General features: G+C 70.6%; 14 protein-coding genes. 6 read left to right on the top strand and 8 right to left on the bottom strand.

The features are described from left to right. The first annotated feature begins 25 nt into the window (after positions 1–25). The 3 genes from ACIQUQ_RS34735 (at position 26) to ACIQUQ_RS34725 (ending at position 2,192) form a co-directional block, all read left to right on the top strand. Positions 26–817, top strand: coding sequence for a metal ABC transporter ATP-binding protein (locus ACIQUQ_RS34735; RefSeq protein ID WP_403984103.1), 792 nt, complete (start codon positions 26–28; stop codon positions 815–817). Then, positions 817–1,683, top strand: a complete 867-nt coding sequence (locus tag ACIQUQ_RS34730; RefSeq protein ID WP_403984101.1) for a metal ABC transporter permease — start codon at positions 817–819, stop codon at positions 1,681–1,683. The genes ACIQUQ_RS34735 and ACIQUQ_RS34730 overlap by 1 nt, the downstream gene beginning before the upstream one ends. 80 nt (positions 1,684–1,763) lie before the next feature. Beyond that, positions 1,764–2,192 (top strand): Fur family transcriptional regulator, encoded by a 429-nt coding sequence (locus tag ACIQUQ_RS34725; RefSeq protein ID WP_403984099.1) that lies wholly within the window; start codon positions 1,764–1,766, stop codon positions 2,190–2,192. A gap of 24 nt (positions 2,193–2,216) precedes the next feature. Here the strand turns inward: ACIQUQ_RS34725 and ACIQUQ_RS34720 are convergent, their stop codons facing one another. The 7 genes from ACIQUQ_RS34720 to leuA all read right to left on the bottom strand — a co-directional run bounded on the left by ACIQUQ_RS34720 (position 2,217) and on the right by leuA (position 10,994). Then, positions 2,217–2,768, bottom strand: a complete 552-nt coding sequence (locus ACIQUQ_RS34720) for a YcxB family protein (protein ID WP_403984097.1) — start codon at positions 2,766–2,768, stop codon at positions 2,217–2,219. Positions 2,769–2,805: 37 nt separating this feature from the next. Then, positions 2,806–3,621 (bottom strand): isoprenyl transferase, encoded by an 816-nt coding sequence (locus ACIQUQ_RS34715; RefSeq protein WP_403984095.1) that lies wholly within the window; start codon positions 3,619–3,621, stop codon positions 2,806–2,808. 13 nt (positions 3,622–3,634) lie between these two features. Next, positions 3,635–4,381 carry a DNA repair protein RecO gene (gene recO / locus ACIQUQ_RS34710; RefSeq protein WP_399958188.1) on the bottom strand — a complete coding sequence of 249 codons (747 nt, stop codon included), beginning with the start codon at positions 4,379–4,381 and terminating at the stop codon, positions 3,635–3,637. Positions 4,382–4,446: 65 nt separating this feature from the next. Then, positions 4,447–5,772 carry a phospholipase D-like domain-containing protein gene (locus ACIQUQ_RS34705; RefSeq protein ID WP_403984093.1) on the bottom strand — a complete coding sequence of 442 codons (1,326 nt, stop codon included), beginning with the start codon at positions 5,770–5,772 and terminating at the stop codon, positions 4,447–4,449. 196 nt (positions 5,773–5,968) lie between these two features. Beyond that, complete coding sequence (locus ACIQUQ_RS34700) at positions 5,969–7,471, bottom strand: nucleobase:cation symporter-2 family protein (protein WP_403984091.1); 1,503 nt, start codon at positions 7,469–7,471, stop codon at positions 5,969–5,971. 577 nt (positions 7,472–8,048) lie between these two features. Beyond that, on the bottom strand, positions 8,049–8,732 hold the full coding sequence (locus ACIQUQ_RS34695) for a TerB family tellurite resistance protein (protein ID WP_403984089.1): 684 nt from the start codon (positions 8,730–8,732) through the stop codon (positions 8,049–8,051). A gap of 498 nt (positions 8,733–9,230) precedes the next feature. After that, the gene (leuA, locus tag ACIQUQ_RS34690; protein ID WP_403984087.1) at positions 9,231–10,994 is read right to left on the bottom strand and encodes a 2-isopropylmalate synthase; all 1,764 of its coding nucleotides are present in this window, start codon (positions 10,992–10,994) and stop codon (positions 9,231–9,233) included. Positions 10,995–11,356: 362 nt separating this feature from the next. Here leuA and ACIQUQ_RS34685 point away from each other — a divergent pair, with 362 nt between their 5' ends. The 3 genes from ACIQUQ_RS34685 to ACIQUQ_RS34675 are packed head-to-tail and all read left to right on the top strand — an operon-like array spanning position 11,357 to position 13,583. Beyond that, on the top strand, positions 11,357–12,424 hold the full coding sequence (locus ACIQUQ_RS34685) for a M4 family metallopeptidase (protein ID WP_403984085.1): 1,068 nt from the start codon (positions 11,357–11,359) through the stop codon (positions 12,422–12,424). A gap of 18 nt (positions 12,425–12,442) precedes the next feature. Then, on the top strand, positions 12,443–12,724 hold the full coding sequence (locus ACIQUQ_RS34680; RefSeq protein ID WP_403984083.1) for a protealysin inhibitor emfourin: 282 nt from the start codon (positions 12,443–12,445) through the stop codon (positions 12,722–12,724). Between the two features lie 52 nt (positions 12,725–12,776). Further along, on the top strand, positions 12,777–13,583 hold the full coding sequence (locus ACIQUQ_RS34675; protein WP_403984081.1) for a GNAT family N-acetyltransferase: 807 nt from the start codon (positions 12,777–12,779) through the stop codon (positions 13,581–13,583). Positions 13,584–13,623: 40 nt separating this feature from the next. On the opposite strand, the gene ACIQUQ_RS34670 is transcribed toward ACIQUQ_RS34675, so the two are convergent. After that, on the bottom strand, positions 13,624–14,808 hold the full coding sequence (locus ACIQUQ_RS34670; protein ID WP_403984079.1) for an acyltransferase family protein: 1,185 nt from the start codon (positions 14,806–14,808) through the stop codon (positions 13,624–13,626). Positions 14,809–15,473 lie beyond the last annotated feature (665 nt).

Raw genomic sequence — 15,473 nt, 5'->3', positions numbered from 1 at the left:
CACGGCAGTTACGGAGGCGCGCGCCATGCAGTCCACGCCCGCGGAGGCAGCGGACCAGCCCGTCATATCCCTGCGCGGGGCCTCGGCCTCGCTCGGCTCGCGCCCCGTACTGCGCGGGGTCGACCTCACCGTCCGGCGCGGTGAGGTCGTCGCCCTGCTCGGCGCCAACGGCTCCGGCAAGTCCACCGCCGTCCGGTCGGTGGTCGGCCAGGTCCCGCTGAGCAGCGGCGAGCTGTCCCTCTTCGGCACGGAGCTCAAGCGCTTCCGCGACTGGTCGCGCATCGGCTACGTGCCCCAGCGCACCACCGCCGCCAGCGGTGTCCCGGCCACCGTCCGCGAGGTCGTCTCCTCCGGCCGGCTGGCCCGCAGCCGCTTCGGGCTGCTGCGCAAGGCCGACCGGGCCGCCGTGGAGCGGGCCCTGGCCCTGGTCGACATGGACGCGTACGCCGACGCCTCCGTCAACGCCCTCTCGGGCGGCCAGCACCAGCGGGTGCTCATCGCCCGGGCCCTCGCCGTCGAGCCCGAGCTGCTGATCATGGACGAGCCCATGGCCGGCGTGGACCTCGCCAACCAGGAGGTCCTGGCCAACGCCCTGCGCGAGCAGGTCAAGACGGGTACCACCGTGCTGCTCGTGCTGCACGAACTGGGCCCGCTGGAGCCGCTGATCAGCCGCGCCGTCGTGCTGCGCGACGGGTGCGTCGTCCACGACGGGCCGCCCCCGGAGGCCGTGGGCCAGCACGCGCTGCCCGGCCACGACCACGTACACCCCCACGCGGCGCACGATGCCGAGCCGCTCCGGACGGGACTGCTGAGCTGATGGACATCCTGAACTACGCCTTCATGCAGCGGGCACTGATCGCCGCCGCCCTGGTCGGCATCACGGCCCCCGCCATCGGCACGTACCTCGTCCAGCGCCGCCAGGCCGTGATGGGCGACGGCCTCGGCCACGTCGCCATGACCGGCGTCGCCCTCGGCTTCCTGCTGAACACCAGCCCCGTCTGGATGGCCACCCTGGTCGCCGTGCTGGGCGCGGTCGGCATGGAGCTGATCCGTTCCCGCGGCAAGACGAGCGGCGACGTGGCGCTGGCCATGCTGTTCTACGGCGGCCTGGCCGGCGGCGTCATGATCATCAACCTGGCGCCGAACGGCTCGACGACCAACCTGGTCAGTGCGATGTTCGGCTCGATCACGACGGTGGCCCCCGAGGACGTCACCGCCATGCTGATCCTCGCTGCGTTCGTCATCGCGGTGACCATCGGCCTGCGCCGGCAGCTGTTCGCCGTCTGCCAGGACGAGGAGTTCGCCAAGGTCACCGGCCTCCCGGTGCGCGCCCTGAACCTGCTGCTCGCGGTCACCGCCGCGGTCACCGTCACCGTCGCGATGCGGATCGTGGGCCTGCTGCTGGTCAGCGCCATGATGGTGATCCCGGTCGCGGCCGCCCAGCGGGTCACCCGCGGGTTCGCCGCCACGCTGGGCCTGGCCATCGCGATCAGCCTCGCCGTCTCCCTGGGCGGGACGGCGGCCACGTACTACGTCGACGTGCCCTCGGGCGCGACCATCGTGCTGATCGCCATCGGCGTCTTCCTCGTGACGACCGCGCTGTCGGCGCCGCTGGCCAGGCGGCGTGCCGGAGCGGCGCGCGCCGCCGAGCAGGTGTGCACGCGGGACGACGTCAAGGTGTAGAGGGCCGCGGGCGGACAGCCGGGGCCCCGGGGGTGCCCGGCCTGGCACAATGGCCCGAGGCCCGAGATGAGGAGGAACCGGTGGCGACTGCGCCTGGCGAGACGAACACCGCGCCAGTACGAGGACGGTCCACCCGGCAGCGTGCCGCCGTGGCGGCGGCGCTGGACGAGGTCGACGAGTTCCGCAGTGCCCAGGAGCTGCACGACATGCTCAAGCACCGCGGCGATTCCGTGGGCCTGACCACCGTGTACCGCACCCTCCAGTCCCTCGCCGACGCCGGCGAGGTCGACGTGCTGCGCACCAGTGACGGCGAGGCCGTGTACCGCCGGTGCTCGTCCGGCGAGCACCACCACCACCTGGTCTGCCGCAAGTGCGGCAAGGCCGTGGAGGTGGAGGGCCCGGCCGTGGAGAAGTGGGCCGAGGCCATCGCCACGGAGCACGGCTTCGTGAACGTGGCGCACACCGTGGAGATCTTCGGCACCTGCGCGGACTGCGCGGCCGCGGGCTGATCCGGCCCGCGCCGGAAACCCGGCCTAGACCGGCGTGGCGGAGCCGAGGCTCTGCTCGAAGAACCGGCGCAGCCGGTCCAGGTCGGCCGGGCCCTGCAGGCCGCGCTTGGGCAGCACCGTGACTCCCACGGCGTTCCGGTCGGGGCTCAGCATCACGAACAGCTCGGGCGTCTCGACGTAGCGGGGCTGGGCGCCCCACGGGATGAACTGGGAGCCGCCTGCGGAGGTGACCGTCACGCCTTCCCCGTCCACCACGCTCCGGTACTCCCCGTGGCCGGCGGCCATCCGGTGGAGCTGCCGGGCGGCCAGCCGGGGGCTGAGCCACAGCAGGACGCAGAAGGCCACGGCTCCGGTCACCACCCCGATCACGGCCGGTTCGAAGGGGACCCCGTCCCGCGCCTTCAGCCATACGTACAGCGCCGCCGCGGCGATCACCACGACGGGGGCGAACCGCGTCCGCCGCCCCGTCGGCGTGGTCCTGGACCGCGCCTTCAGCGCCCCGACCATGTCCTCGGCCATCGGCCGGTACCTGAGTTCCACCGGCGCCGCGACGCCCTGCTCCCCACCCGTGTTCATGGGCGGGGAGCATAGTGGGCCGGCGTCCGGGGGCTGCCTACCGGCCCCCGACCTCGTTCGGGATCGCCCCGCCGAAGCGGCGGTCGCGCTGGGCGTACTCCAGACAGGCCCGCCACAGGTCGCGGCGGTCGAAGTCCGGCCACAGCACGTCCTGGTAGACCATCTCGGCGTACGCGCTCTGCCAGATCAGGTAGTTGGAGGTGCGCTGCTCGCCACTGGGGCGCAGGAACAGGTCCACGTCCGGCATGTCCGGGTAGTACATGTACTTGGCGAAGGTCTTCTCGTTGACCTTCGACGGGTCGAGCCGGCCGGCGGCCACGTCCCGCGCGATGGCCTGGGCCGCGTCCGCGATCTCCGCACGGCCGCCGTAGTTGACGCAGAAGTACAGCGTCATCGCGTCGTTGTTCTTGGTCTGCTCCTGGGCGACCTGGAGCTCCTGGACCACGGACTTCCACATCTTCGGCATGCGGCCGACCCAGCGGATGCGGATGCCCAGCGCGTCCATCTCGTCGCGGCGGCGGCGGATGACGTCGCGGTTGAAGTTCATGAGGAAGCGGACCTCGTCAGGCGAGCGCTTCCAGTTCTCGGTGGAGAAGGCGTAGAGGGAGAGGTTCTTGACGCCCATCTCCAGGCAGCCCTTGAGCACGTCGAGGACGACGCCCTCGCCGACCTTGTGGCCCTCGGTGCGCGGCAGCCCGCGCTCCTTGGCCCAGCGGCCGTTGCCGTCCATGACCACGGCGACGTGGTTCGGCACGAGCTCGCCCGGGATCTTGGGCGGGCGCTCTCCGGACGGGTGGGGTTCGGGAAGGACGTACTCGCGGCGCTGCCGCCCCAGAATCCCGCGTCGTACCATGTCGCCTCGCTCCTTATTTCTCTACGTAACGCAAGGAGCGTAGCCCTCGCTCCAGATGCCAGTGGAGGTAGGCCGAGACCAGCCCGCTGCCCTCCCTGACGTGCCGCGGCTCGCACGCGTCCGCGGTGGCCCAGTCGCCGGTCAGCAGCGCGCTGAGCAGTCCGATGGCCTCCGAGGAGGGTACGACGCTTCCGGGGACCCGGCAGTCGCCGCAGACCACGCCGCCCGCGGCGACGGAGAAGTGGCGGTTGGGGCCGTGGATGCCGCACTTCGCGCAGTCCTCGAAGGAGGGCGCGTAGCCGTTCACGGCCAGCGAGCGCAACAGGAAGGCGTCGAGGATCAGGTGCGGCTCGTGCTCGCCGCGGGCCAGGGTGCGCAGGGCGCCGACGAGCAGCAGGTACTGCTGTACGGCGGGCTCGCCCTCCTGGTCGGTGAAGCGCTCGGCGGTCTCCAGCATCGCGGTGCCGGCGGTGTAGCGGGCGTAGTCGGTGACGATGCCGCCGCCGTACGGGGCGATGATCTCGGTCTGCGTGCAGAGCGGCAGACCCCGGCCCACCAGTTCGCTGCCGCGGGCGAAGAACTGGACGTCGACGTGGGAGAAGGGTTCCAGCCCGGCGCCGAACTTCGACCTGGTCCGGCGTACGCCGCGGGCGACGGCGCGGACCCGGCCGTGCCCGCGGGTCAGGATGGTGATGATGCGGTCCGCCTCACCCAGCTTCTGGGTGCGCAGCACGATGCCGTCGTCGCGGAACAGACTCATGCGGCCCATTGTCCCGTACGGCGGCGGGACAACGGGCCGGGTCGGCCGGCTCGGGCCGTGGGGCCCTAGAAGGGGACGGCCATCGGCTGCCGGCAGGCGGAGCCCTGGAGCAGGGTCTCGTCGAAGTTCTTCCGGAAGCCCTCGTAGATCGCCGCGTTGTCGATCTTCAGCAGGGTCTCGTCCTGCGAGCGGAGGTTCGGGTACGTGTAGTTGTGGCTGCCGGTGAAGACCAGCTTGCGCGGGGTGCCCAGGTACGTGCCGTCGATCAGCAGGTACTTGGAGTGGATGCCGAGGCCGGGCGCCGACTTGTCCTCGCCGCCCTCACACATGCGTACGTCGACTCCCGGCGCCGTGGCGAAGACGTCGCGCACCCCGGTGCCCACGCTGCCCTTGTCCCCGTTGAGCACGACCTGCACCGCACAGCCCTTGGCCGCCATGCTGCGGAGCCGGTCGGCGACCTGGGTGCGGGTGAAGGCGTACATCCCGATCCTGATCTTCGAGGGAGTGGCGGCGCTGCAGGTCACGTTCTCCAGCAGGTCCACGACGGTGTCGGTGTCCGGGTCCTGCCGCGGGTCGGCCGGCACGCCGTCGGCGGTGTTGTCGTCGTCCTCGCGGCGCGGGAAGAAGTAGGTCTTGTAGTCCCCGACGTCCTTGGTCTTGTAGTAGTGGTCCAGGCCGTCGCCGCTGACGCCGAGGCGCACCTGGTCGTTCCAGTAGCGGCTGTACTCGTCGTAGAGGTCCTTGTGGGGGACGACCACCGCGTTGTTGTACATGGTGGTGCGGTGGCTCGTGGTCAGGTTGGCCGAGGACTGGAAGACGACGTTCTCGGTGGTGCCCACCTTCGAGAACAGGAAGAACTTGTTGTGGTTGATGGCGTTCTCGACGTCGCCGTCGGCCTGCGTCATCTTCCGGTTGCCGATGCAGCCGCGGTCCTTCTCACAGGCCAGGACGAAGGAGCCGGCGGTGGCGACGTCCACCGTGTCGCCGTACTTGACGGTCCTGCCGAACGCGGTGCCCAGGTTGCCGAACTCCGTGCCGGTGGGCTCGCCCGCCGCGTTCGTCTCGGCCACGGCATTCTCGTCGAAGACGATCTGGACGGTGACCTTCTTCGCCCCTTCCCGGGACGCCGCCCGCTTGAGGGCCTCGCGCACGTCGTTGTCGGTGAAGAGGAAGATCGAACCCCGGATCAGCCCGCCGTCCGCCGTGTTGTCGATGAGCCTGATCAGCTCGTCGCGGATGGCGTTCGGGCTGGTGGCCGGATCGTTGAAGACGGCCTTCGGCGTGACGGGGGACGCGGTGTCCGCGGCCGTGGCCCCGTGGCCGCCCAGCAGCGAGGCCGAGACTGCGAGGGTGGAGGCGACGGCGAAGCGCCGGAACACACGTGTGCGCATGATGATCTTCCCGGTCCGGTGGTGGCGGGCGGCGGGCGCCCTGGGTCGGATCCGACCGTAGGCAGGGAAGATCGGTTCGGGACCGGTTTCCGGGTGGCACGAAGCGTCCTTGGCCGCAAGGTGCCTCGCCCGGCGGCGGAACGGCAGTGACCCCGGCCGGTGGTGGTACCCGGCCGGGGACACCCCTTGGGAGGTATCAGGCGGTGGGCGCGGGCGCGGCGGCCTCGCCCTCCGTGGCCTCGGAGGCGGGCGCGGCCTCGTCCGCGTCCGCGTCCTTCGCGGCCTTCGTGGTTTCCGCCGGCTGACCCGGGATGACTGCCGGAGCCTCGGTGGCGTTGTGGGCGTCGTCCTTGCCGAGACCGTTGAAGATCAGGTTCAGGACGATCGCCGCCGTGGCGCCGAGGGTGACACCGCTGTTGAGCAGCGAGGAGAGGTCGGCGTTCATGTGCTCCTTGAAGAACACCGGGACGGTGGCCGGGAGCAGGGCGAAGGCCAGGGAGACGCCGATGACGAGCGCGTTCTTCTCCTCCTTGAGGTCGACCTTGGCCAGGGTCTGGATACCGGCCAGGGCGACCATCGCGAACATCACGGTGGCGGCGCCGCCGAGGACCCCGTGCGGGACGGAGGCGACGATCGCGGCCGCCTTGGGCAGCATGCCCAGGACGATCATGAACACACCCGCGGCGACGACCACGAAGCGGCTCTTGACCTTGGTCATCCGGACCAGGCCGACGTTCTCGGCGAAGGCGACGTACGGGAAGGAGTTCAGCACACCGCCGAGGGCGGTCGCGGCACCGTCGGCGCGCAGGGCGCGGGCCACGGTCTCGCTGTCGACCTCCTTGCCGACGATGTCGCCGACCGCGTAGGTGTCGCCGGTGGTCTCCACCATCGTGATCAGCATGACGATGAGCATCAGCACGATCGGGAACCACTCGAACTTCGGGACGCCGAAGTGGAACGGGGTGGTGACGCCCACCCAGTCGGCCTTCGACACGTCACCGAACTTGGCGTCGCCGAGCAGGAAGGCGACGGCGGTGCCGCCCACCAGGCCCAGCAGGATCGCGATGCTGGAGAGGAACGGCTTGCCGATCTTCATCAGGATCAGGATGAAGAGCATCGTGCCGCCGGCGTAGGCGAAGTTCTTCGGGTCGCCGAAGTCGGGGCTGCCGAGGCCGCCCGCGGCGTCGTTGAGGCCGACCGGGATGAGCACGATGCCGAGCACCGTGATCACCGTTCCGGTGACGACCGGCGGGAAGAGCCGCATCACGGCCCGGAAGGCCTTCGGCGGCAGCCAGGCGAACGCGAAGGTCGCGATGCCCGCGGTGATCACGGCTCCGTAGATCACCAGGAGTGCTGCGGTCCCGCCGCCGGCGCCGAGGCCGATGGCGATCATCGGCGACACCGCGGTGAAGGTGACGCCCTGGATCAGCGGCAGTCGCGCACCGATCCGGCCGATGCCGAAGGCCTGGATGATCGAGGCGATACCGCAGGTGAAGAGGTCTGCGTTGATCAGATAGACGAGCTGTTCCGTGCTGAGTCCAAGGGCACCACCGACGATGATCGGGACGATCACCGCTCCCGCGTAGAACGCGAGTACGTGCTGGAAGCCGTAGAGCGCGAGCTTGGGAAGGGGGAGCACCTCGTCGACCGGGTGCGTGCTCTGCTCTCCGTCGGAAAGCCGGGCGGCGACACGTGCCATCTCTGCCTTGCCCTTCAAGAGGTAGGTAACTGAGAGGAGTTCTGGTTATCCCTGCTCCGGCGGCTCTGACGGTCAGGGTTGTCAGTGCTTCACGTGGATCGAAGCCCTGCGGTGTTACGGACAGCGCCTCGTCGTGTGACCGGAATCAAACGCCTGTGAGGGCCCTCACGCACATCGTCGACTGCTACAAATTGTTGAGCCTTACGGAACCTCGATTTGTGGGTTCCTCTCATGGCGACCGCGCCCCGGATCAACTATGGGAAGATCCTGCTCCGCTTGGCGTTCCCACCTGCACGAACGGGAAGCCGCCGCTGCCCCCAGGCCCCTGACCAGGCAGGGGCGACTTTCCGTCAAGCGAATCCGAACGTCCTGTGAACGCCCTGTGAAGCTGCAGGACAGCAAGGGGCCAGGGGTCCCGGAGGATCCACTTCCGGCCAGGAACGGAGCCGTCCACCGGGCGGCGACGCGAAATCGTTACGCAGCGAAGCGGAGTCAACACGCGTAGAACGGGCGCCCGGAGAAGCCCCGGACAACTGCGTCCGGGGCTTCGGTACTGACAGGCCGCCGCCGGGGCGGGTCAGGAGGGCGTACGGGCCGCCGCGAGCAGCCGCGAGACGTCGTCCGTGTCGAGCCGCAGCGCGCCCCCGGCCGTGGCCAGCACCTCCCGCTCGCCGGGCGTGTACGGGCCGTCGGCGAGGGCGATACGGGCCCCCTGGAGCAGGATCGACTCACGGCCGGCCGGCGCCAGGTGCGGCGACAGCGGCTCCAGCGCCTCGTGCAGCTCGATGGACAGGGCGGCGCCGAACATGTCCGCCGAGAGCCTGCCGGTGTCCCCCAGCGCCTCGACGAGCGCCTCCAGCTGCTCCTCGGTGCAGTCCTCGAACCCGGCGCCGCGCACGGCCGACACCGCGGCCTCCAGCGCCGTACGGGAGGACGTGCCCCCGGCGGCGAGCACGGCCAGGGCCACCGTGTGGACCGCGTCGCGCAGCATCGCCGAGAAGCGGGTCGTGGTCGGGTGGTCCAGCAGCTCCGGGCCGTACCGCTCCGCACAGGCGGCGCACTCGACGACCGGCCCGACGTACCCGCGCGGCAGCAGCGGCAGCCCGAGCACGGTGAGCCGGCGCCGGCCGGTCCGGCGGCGGTAGTTGCGGTCCCCGCCGCAGCCCGGGCAGAAGAACTCACCGTCCCCCACGGTGCTCCAGGTGGTGCGGATGCCCCACGGCATCACCTTCCGGCCGTTCCCGCCTCGCCCAGGCAGCACGTCCCACCTCCGTTACATCCCCGCAACATCGCGACGTTGGCGTGATGTTAGCCACATGCGCCGGACGACGGCAGTCCCGCGACAGGACATCCCCCTTCCCCACACGGGAGTTGGCCGAACTCCGCCCTCCCCCGTCCTCCGGCGGAGTTCCGGCGGGCCGCGCTGGCCCCTTGCGGTCAGGGCCGGTTGCGTCCCGTTGATCTTCCTTCCGCAGGCCGGACGGCTCCCTCAGAGTGGATCTCGAAAGCACCGAGCACGTGCTCGAACGGCACCGGCCATCTCGTGGGCGGAACCGCCCGTGTCCGTGTCCGAGCTCCGGAACCGCCGTTCCCGCCCGGTGCCCCGGGACGGGGGCCGGCCGCCTTCCCCCCTGCGGCCGGCCCCGTACGGCGGATGCCCGGAGCTCCCTCGCGGGAGGTCCGGGCATCCGTCACGTCAGGACCCAGGCGGGCCTCGTGTCAGGACCGGGTCGTCGCGTCAGGACCCGGCCCGGCGGGGTCAGCGGCCCGCGCGGTTCACGGCCGAGATGACGGCCTTCAGGGAGGCGCGCGTGGTGTTGGCGTCGATGCCGATGCCCCACAGGACACGGCCGTCGATCGCGCACTCGATGTACGAGGCTGCCTGCGCGGAGGCGCCCTCGCTCATGGTGTGCTCGGTGTAGTCCAGCAGGCGGGCGTCCACGCCGATGCCGGCCAGCGCGTCGAAGAAGGCCGAGATCGGACCGTTGCCGGAGCCCGACAGGGTGGTCTCCACGCCGTCCACGACCGCGTCGACGGTCAGGGTGTCGGTGCCGTCCTTGTCCGTGGTCGACTGGCCCGAGCGCAGCTGGATGCGGCCCCACGGGTTCTCCGGGTTCGGCAGGTACTCGTCCTGGAAGACGGACCAGATCTCCTTCGGCGTGACCTCGCCGCCCTCGGCGTCGGTCTTGGCCTGGATGATCTTCGAGAACTCGATCTGCATGCGGCGCGGCAGGTCCAGCTTGTGGTCGTTCTTCAGGACGTACGCGATGCCGCCCTTGCCGGACTGCGAGTTGACGCGGATGACCGCCTCGTAGGAGCGGCCGACGTCCTTCGGGTCGATCGGCAGGTACGGGACCGCCCACTCGATGTCGTCCACGGTCTTGCCCTGGGCGGCCGCGTCGGCCTCCATGGCGTCGAAGCCCTTCTTGATGGCGTCCTGGTGGGAGCCGGAGAAGGCGGTGTAGACCAGGTCGCCCGCGTAGGGGTGGCGCGGGTGGACCTCCATCTGGTTGCAGTACTCGGAGGTGCGGCGGATCTCGTCGATCTGCGAGAAGTCGATCTGCGGGTCGACGCCCTGCGAGAACAGGTTCATGCCCAGGGTGACCAGGTCGACGTTGCCGGTGCGCTCGCCCTGGCCGAACAGGCAGCCCTCGATGCGGTCGGCGCCGGCCATGATCGCCAGCTCGGCGGCGGCGACGGCCGTGCCGCGGTCATTGTGCGGGTGCACGGACAGACAGACGTGCTCGCGGCGGGACAGGTTGCGGGACATCCACTCGAAGCGGTCCGCGTGGGTGGAGGGGGTCGAGCGCTCCACGGTGGCGGGCAGGTTCAGGATGATCTCGCGGCCGGGGCCGGGCTGCCAGACGTCGCAGACGGCCTCGCAGACCTCCAGGGCGAAGTCCAGCTCGGTGTCGGTGAAGATCTCGGGGCTGTACTGGTAGCCGAAGACCGTCTCGTCGCCCAGGATCTTCTCGGCGTACTCCATGACCAGGCGGGTGCCGTCGACGGCGATCTGCTTGATGTCGTCCTTGGAGCCGCGGAAGACGACCCGGCGGAAGGTCGGCGCGGTGGCGTTGTACATGTGCACGGTGCCGCGCTTGGCGCCGCGCAGGGACTCCACGGTGCGCTCGATCAGGTCCTCGCGGGCCTGGGTCAGCACAGAGATGGTGACGTCGTCCGGGATCGCGCCCTCTTCGATGATGGAGCGTACGAAGGCGAAGTCGGTGTCGCTGGCGGACGGGAAGCCGACCTCGATCTCCTTGTAGCCCATGCGCACCAGCAGGTCGAACATCTCGCGCTTGCGGGCGGGGCTCATCGGGTCGATCAGGGCCTGGTTGCCGTCGCGCAGGTCGGTGGACAGCCAGCGGGGTGCCTTGGTGATGCGCGCGTCCGGCCACGTGCGGTCCGGGATGTCCACCTGCTCGTACACGCCGTACTTGTGGACCGGCATCCCCGAGGGCTGCTGCGTGTGGGTCGCGTTGGTGACGGGCGTGCGGCGGTCGGCGTAGCTGTGCTGGGTCATGGCGTAGGGCTCCTCGCGTGTCCGCGTTGATTCGCTGGGACGGCCGACGGGTCGTACTGCGCAACACCAGACTCCGCGGGGAGGGGGTCGGCCTACGACTACAGGCCCTCGCCGCGGCAGCTAAGGAGAAGCAGCCCGAAACGCATGATGCTCCGCAGACTAACCGAGACCGCGGCGGGGACGCGTCGTCGTTCCAGTATGCGGGACCCCGTTTCCGGAATGTCCGAAATGTGACTTACACCTCCGGGGGCTCCGGAAGGTCCGGATGTTCTGTCAACGCGGTGCTGCGACTTTGAGACGGAGGAATGAATCATGGTCGCGGGTAGTGACAGCGTCATGACCCACTGCCACATTGCTGTCGCATGGATGCCAAGGACGCCCGCCACGCCGCCCACCCCGTCTTCTGCACGATCGTGCCGCCCCACCTGCTCGACAAGCTCGCCCGGGCCGACAACCCGGCCGTCGCCGCGCCCGCCAAGCGGACCCTGATCGCCGACGCCTCGCTGCGCACCGAGCGCCGCCTGAACACGGTCATCGGCCTGCCGGCCTTCGGCGGGGCCCCCGAGGAGCCGAACCGGACCATCCACGACGCGCAGCGCCGCACCTCCCTGCCCGGAAAGGTCGTGCGCCGCGAGGGGGACGAGCCGGGCCAGGACGCGACGGTGAACCGCGCGTACGCCGGCCTGGGCGCGACCTTCGAGCTGTTCCTGACCGCCTTCGGCCGGAACTCGATCGACGGCGAGGGCCTCCCGCTGCTGGCGACCGTCCACTACGACGAGAACTACGGCAACGCCTTCTGGAACGGCGAGCAGATGGTGTTCGGCGACGGTGACGGCGAGATCTTCCTCGACTTCACCCTGCCGGTGGACGTGATCGGGCACGAGCTGGCCCACGGCGTCACCCAGTACACGGCCAACCTCGACTACTTCGGCCAGTCCGGGGCGCTCAACGAGTCGATGTCCGACGTCTTCGGCTCGCTGATCAAGCAGTACGCCCTGGGCCAGACCGCCGACCAGGCGGACTGGCTGATCGGCGCGGGGCTCTTCGCCCCCGACGTGCAGGGCGTGGCGCTGCGCTCGATGAAGGCCCCGGGCACGGCGTACGACGACGACGTGCTGGGCAAGGATCCGCAGCCGGCCACCATGGACGACTACGTGCGCACCGGCCGGGACAACGGCGGCGTGCACATCAACTCGGGCATCCCCAACCACGCCTTCTACCTGGTGGCCACCGCGCTGGGCGGCAACGCCTGGGAGCGGGCGGGGAAGATCTGGTACGAGACCCTCGCGGGCGGCGAGCTGGACTCCGACGCACAGTTCAAGGACTTCGCCCGCCTCTCGGTGGCGAAGGCCGTCTCGCTGTTCGGCGAGGGCGAGGAGTCCCAGGCACTGCTGAAGGCGTGGTCGCAGGTGGGTGTCCCGACCGTGTGAACGCGGTAGAGAGGTCCCATGCGCATCGAAGTACACAGGACGGGCGGCTTCGCCGGGATCGAGCGGCGTGCCGAGGTGGACACCGGGGGCCGGCCGGACGCGGAGGAGTGGGCGGCGCTCGCGGAGCGGGCGCTGTCCACCGCGCCGGGCGGCCCCGGCGGCACGTCGGGGGCGGTCGGGGTGCCGGACGGCTTCTCGTACCGGATCACGGTGGACGGCCGGACCGTCCACTGCGCCGATCCGCACCTCACGGACGCCCAGCGGCAGCTGGTGTCCCGGGTGCTCAAGGAAGGGGCGTGACGCGGGCCGTAAAGGGGGTGCCCCGCCGGGGTGATCCTGCTTCCATGGCGCCGTGACCACACTTGACGATCTTGAGCGGTACTACGACACGGTGCCGCGCGTGGGCGGTGCCCGCGCCGAGGACTTCGGCCCCCTGACCCTGTTCGTCCAGGAGAACCCCGAGGGCTGGGCGTACTACGCCCGGCCCGTGCTGGGCGGCACCGGCCCGGTGACGGCCGCCGACGTGGAGCGGGTGCTGGCCCGGCAGCGCGAGCTGAAGGTGCCCGAGGCCTTCGAATGGGTGGCCGAGACGACGCCGGGCCTGCGGGCCGCGGTGGAGGCGGCCGGTCTGCCGGTGCACGCCCACCCCCTGATGGTGCTTGACCCGGACGCCGCGGCGCCGGAGCCGCACCCGGAGGTACGGCTGCTGGGCGCCGACGACCCGCTGCTGCGGGCGGCGGTGACGGTGCCGGCGCTGGCCTTCGCGGCGCCCGGCACCGCGCTGGGCGAGGCGGGGCCGGCGGAGCTGGCGCGGCAGGCGGCCGACCCGGGGAGCGAGAGCCGCCGGGCGTACGTGGCGGCGAAGCTGGCGGCCGGCACCACGGTGCTGGCGGCGGCGGTGCGGGACGGGGTGGTGCTGTGCTCCGGGCAGTACAACCCGGCGGGTGACGTTGCCGAGGTGGTGGGTGTCGGCACCCTTCCCGCGGCACGCCGCCAGGGCCTGGCGCTCGGGGTGACCGCGGCCCTGGTGGCGGCGGCCCGCTCGAACGGCGCGCGGACGGTGTTCCTGTCGGCCGGCGACGAGGACGTGGCCCGGATCTACCGGCGGGCGGGCTTCCGCCGGGTGGGCACCGCCCTGATCGCGGAGCGCGAGGGCTGAGCCGCGCCCAGTCGCCGGCCACCGGGCGGGCGCCCGGTGGTCAGCGGCGGACCGGGGTCCGCAGCCGGGCCGGCATGTTCCGGATGAGCCAGCGGTTGGCGGGCTCCTCGACGTACCGGTGCAGCGCCCAGGACAGGGCGGTCGCGACGAGCCCGAGGCCGAGCAGGCCGAAGAGGGCGCCGTTGTTGTCGTGGAGGCGGCCGAACTCGTACGTGGCCCAGCGGCTGACCGTGTGGTGCAGCAGGTAGAAGCAGTACGACCAGATGCCCAGGTTGATCAGCGTCCTGCTGTTCATGATCCCGCGGTGCCCGGCGACCTCGCGCTGGACGAAGGCCAGCATGATCAGGGCGGCCAGGATCGCGATGCCCGGCCGGACGAGCGCCTCCAGCTGCTGGTCCCAGTACGGGGGCAGCGCGGCGCGGGCCTGGTAGTACGCGTAGACGAACGCGGCCAGCGCGGCGACCGGCACGGCCGGGTGCAGCGGCATCCGCCAGCCCCGCTTGACCGCCAGGGCGAGGGTGATGCCGAGCAGGAACTCGGGCATGTAGACCAGCGGGTGCCGCATGACCCAGGAGGCCATCTTGCCGCTGAGCTCCGCGTACGCCACGTGGTCGACGACGACCATGCCGAGCAGGCCGGCCGCGGTCAGCAGCCACAGGTTCCGGGTGCGCATCCGGACCAGCACGCGGGCCGCGAAGGGGAAGAGCAGGTAGAAGAGCAGCTCGACGCCGAGGGTCCAGGTGACCGGGTTGCCGGGCAGCGTGGGGTACGCGCCGGGGAACCAGTTCTGGACCAGGAAGAGCGAGGAGATGATGCTGCCCCAGTCCCGGTCCTCCTTGGCCATCACGTAGAAGACGTAGTAGGCGGGGACGGCGGCGACGAGGGTGGCCGGCCAGATGCGGGCGATGCGCCGCCAGTAGAAGGCGCCGGCCCTCTGCTCCGGCTTGTGGACCCAGGTCAGCAGGAAGCCGGAGAGCACGAAGAAGAACGTGACGCCATGCGCGCCGATCTGCGAGTACGGGAAGATCAGCGGCGCGGTGCCGAAGCCCGTCTTGTGGCCGTACCCGGTGAAGTGGTGCGCGAAGACCGCGAACGCCGCGAAGAACCTCAGGCTGGTGAGTGAATCGAGCCGGCTCGGCAGCGGATCCGTTTCGGCGGGGCGGTCGCCGCGCCCGGATATGGAGGGCTGCAGAACGGTCGGGGACGTCGACGCCGTCGATGTCATGGCGGGGTCTGCCTCACAATTTCATCAGCGGACGGAGCGGCCGGAAAACTCTCCGTGTCATTCCGCGCAATTCAGGACGCCGGTGGCTCCGCGGATTCCCCGATGGGGTGTCAGGCTCCGTGGCTGGACGTGCGGACACCCTGCGGAAGCTCGCGGCGTTCGGCAGACGAAAAGGTTCCGTTCATAGTAAGCACCGCACTCCGACGTTCCGAGCGCCCGAACGACTCACTCTGTGTGATGAATCTCCCGCTGATACCCTGGTGTTCATCCGGGATGATCTGGTATGGGGGCCGCCCTGGTGCCGGGTGCGGGGGTCGGGCGGCTCACACACGCGCGGGGCGCGCCGGTCGGCAGCGGCTGCGGACAGGCCCGCTGGGGTATCGTGCCTGACCGGTCGCCGCGGTGGCCGTCGCATCAAAACCAGCCCCAAAATTCGGCGCGGCGAAAGCACCTCCATTCGGCGCGGCGGAGTTTTCCCGTGCAAAAGAGAGCCGATCGAAGATGACGTATTCGCTGGGGCGAATATGACCCTCGAGACCTCAGAGAACACGAACGCGCCGCGCCCGGATCTCTCCGTGGTCGTCATCGTCTACAACGACGCAGAGCGTCTGCCGACGGCGGTGAAGTCCGTCCTGGACCAGACCCTTCACGGGGTCGAGGTCGTG

It is taken from the genome of Streptomyces sp. NPDC101118 (genome assembly GCF_044759445.1).
Taxonomy (GTDB): domain Bacteria; phylum Actinomycetota; class Actinomycetes; order Streptomycetales; family Streptomycetaceae; genus Streptomyces.
The sequence above is the reverse complement of the archived record's forward strand: the minus strand, read 5'-3'. Positions and strand labels throughout refer to the sequence as shown.

Coding starts and splice junctions, on each gene's coding strand:
- ACIQUQ_RS34735 (WP_403984103.1), top strand. CDS start 26: ATGCAGTCCACGCCCGCGGAGGCAGCGGACCAGCCCGTCATATCCCTG.
- ACIQUQ_RS34730 (WP_403984101.1), top strand. CDS start 817: ATGGACATCCTGAACTACGCCTTCATGCAGCGGGCACTGATCGCCGCC.
- ACIQUQ_RS34720 (WP_403984097.1), bottom strand. CDS start 2,768: ATGAACACGGGTGGGGAGCAGGGCGTCGCGGCGCCGGTGGAACTCAGG.
- ACIQUQ_RS34715 (WP_403984095.1), bottom strand. CDS start 3,621: ATGGTACGACGCGGGATTCTGGGGCGGCAGCGCCGCGAGTACGTCCTT.
- recO (WP_399958188.1), bottom strand. CDS start 4,381: ATGAGTCTGTTCCGCGACGACGGCATCGTGCTGCGCACCCAGAAGCTG.
- ACIQUQ_RS34705 (WP_403984093.1), bottom strand. CDS start 5,772: ATGCGCACACGTGTGTTCCGGCGCTTCGCCGTCGCCTCCACCCTCGCA.
- ACIQUQ_RS34700 (WP_403984091.1), bottom strand. CDS start 7,471: ATGGCACGTGTCGCCGCCCGGCTTTCCGACGGAGAGCAGAGCACGCAC.
- leuA (WP_403984087.1), bottom strand. CDS start 10,994: ATGACCCAGCACAGCTACGCCGACCGCCGCACGCCCGTCACCAACGCG.
- ACIQUQ_RS34685 (WP_403984085.1), top strand. CDS start 11,357: ATGGATGCCAAGGACGCCCGCCACGCCGCCCACCCCGTCTTCTGCACG.
- ACIQUQ_RS34680 (WP_403984083.1), top strand. CDS start 12,443: ATGCGCATCGAAGTACACAGGACGGGCGGCTTCGCCGGGATCGAGCGG.
- ACIQUQ_RS34670 (WP_403984079.1), bottom strand. CDS start 14,808: ATGACATCGACGGCGTCGACGTCCCCGACCGTTCTGCAGCCCTCCATA.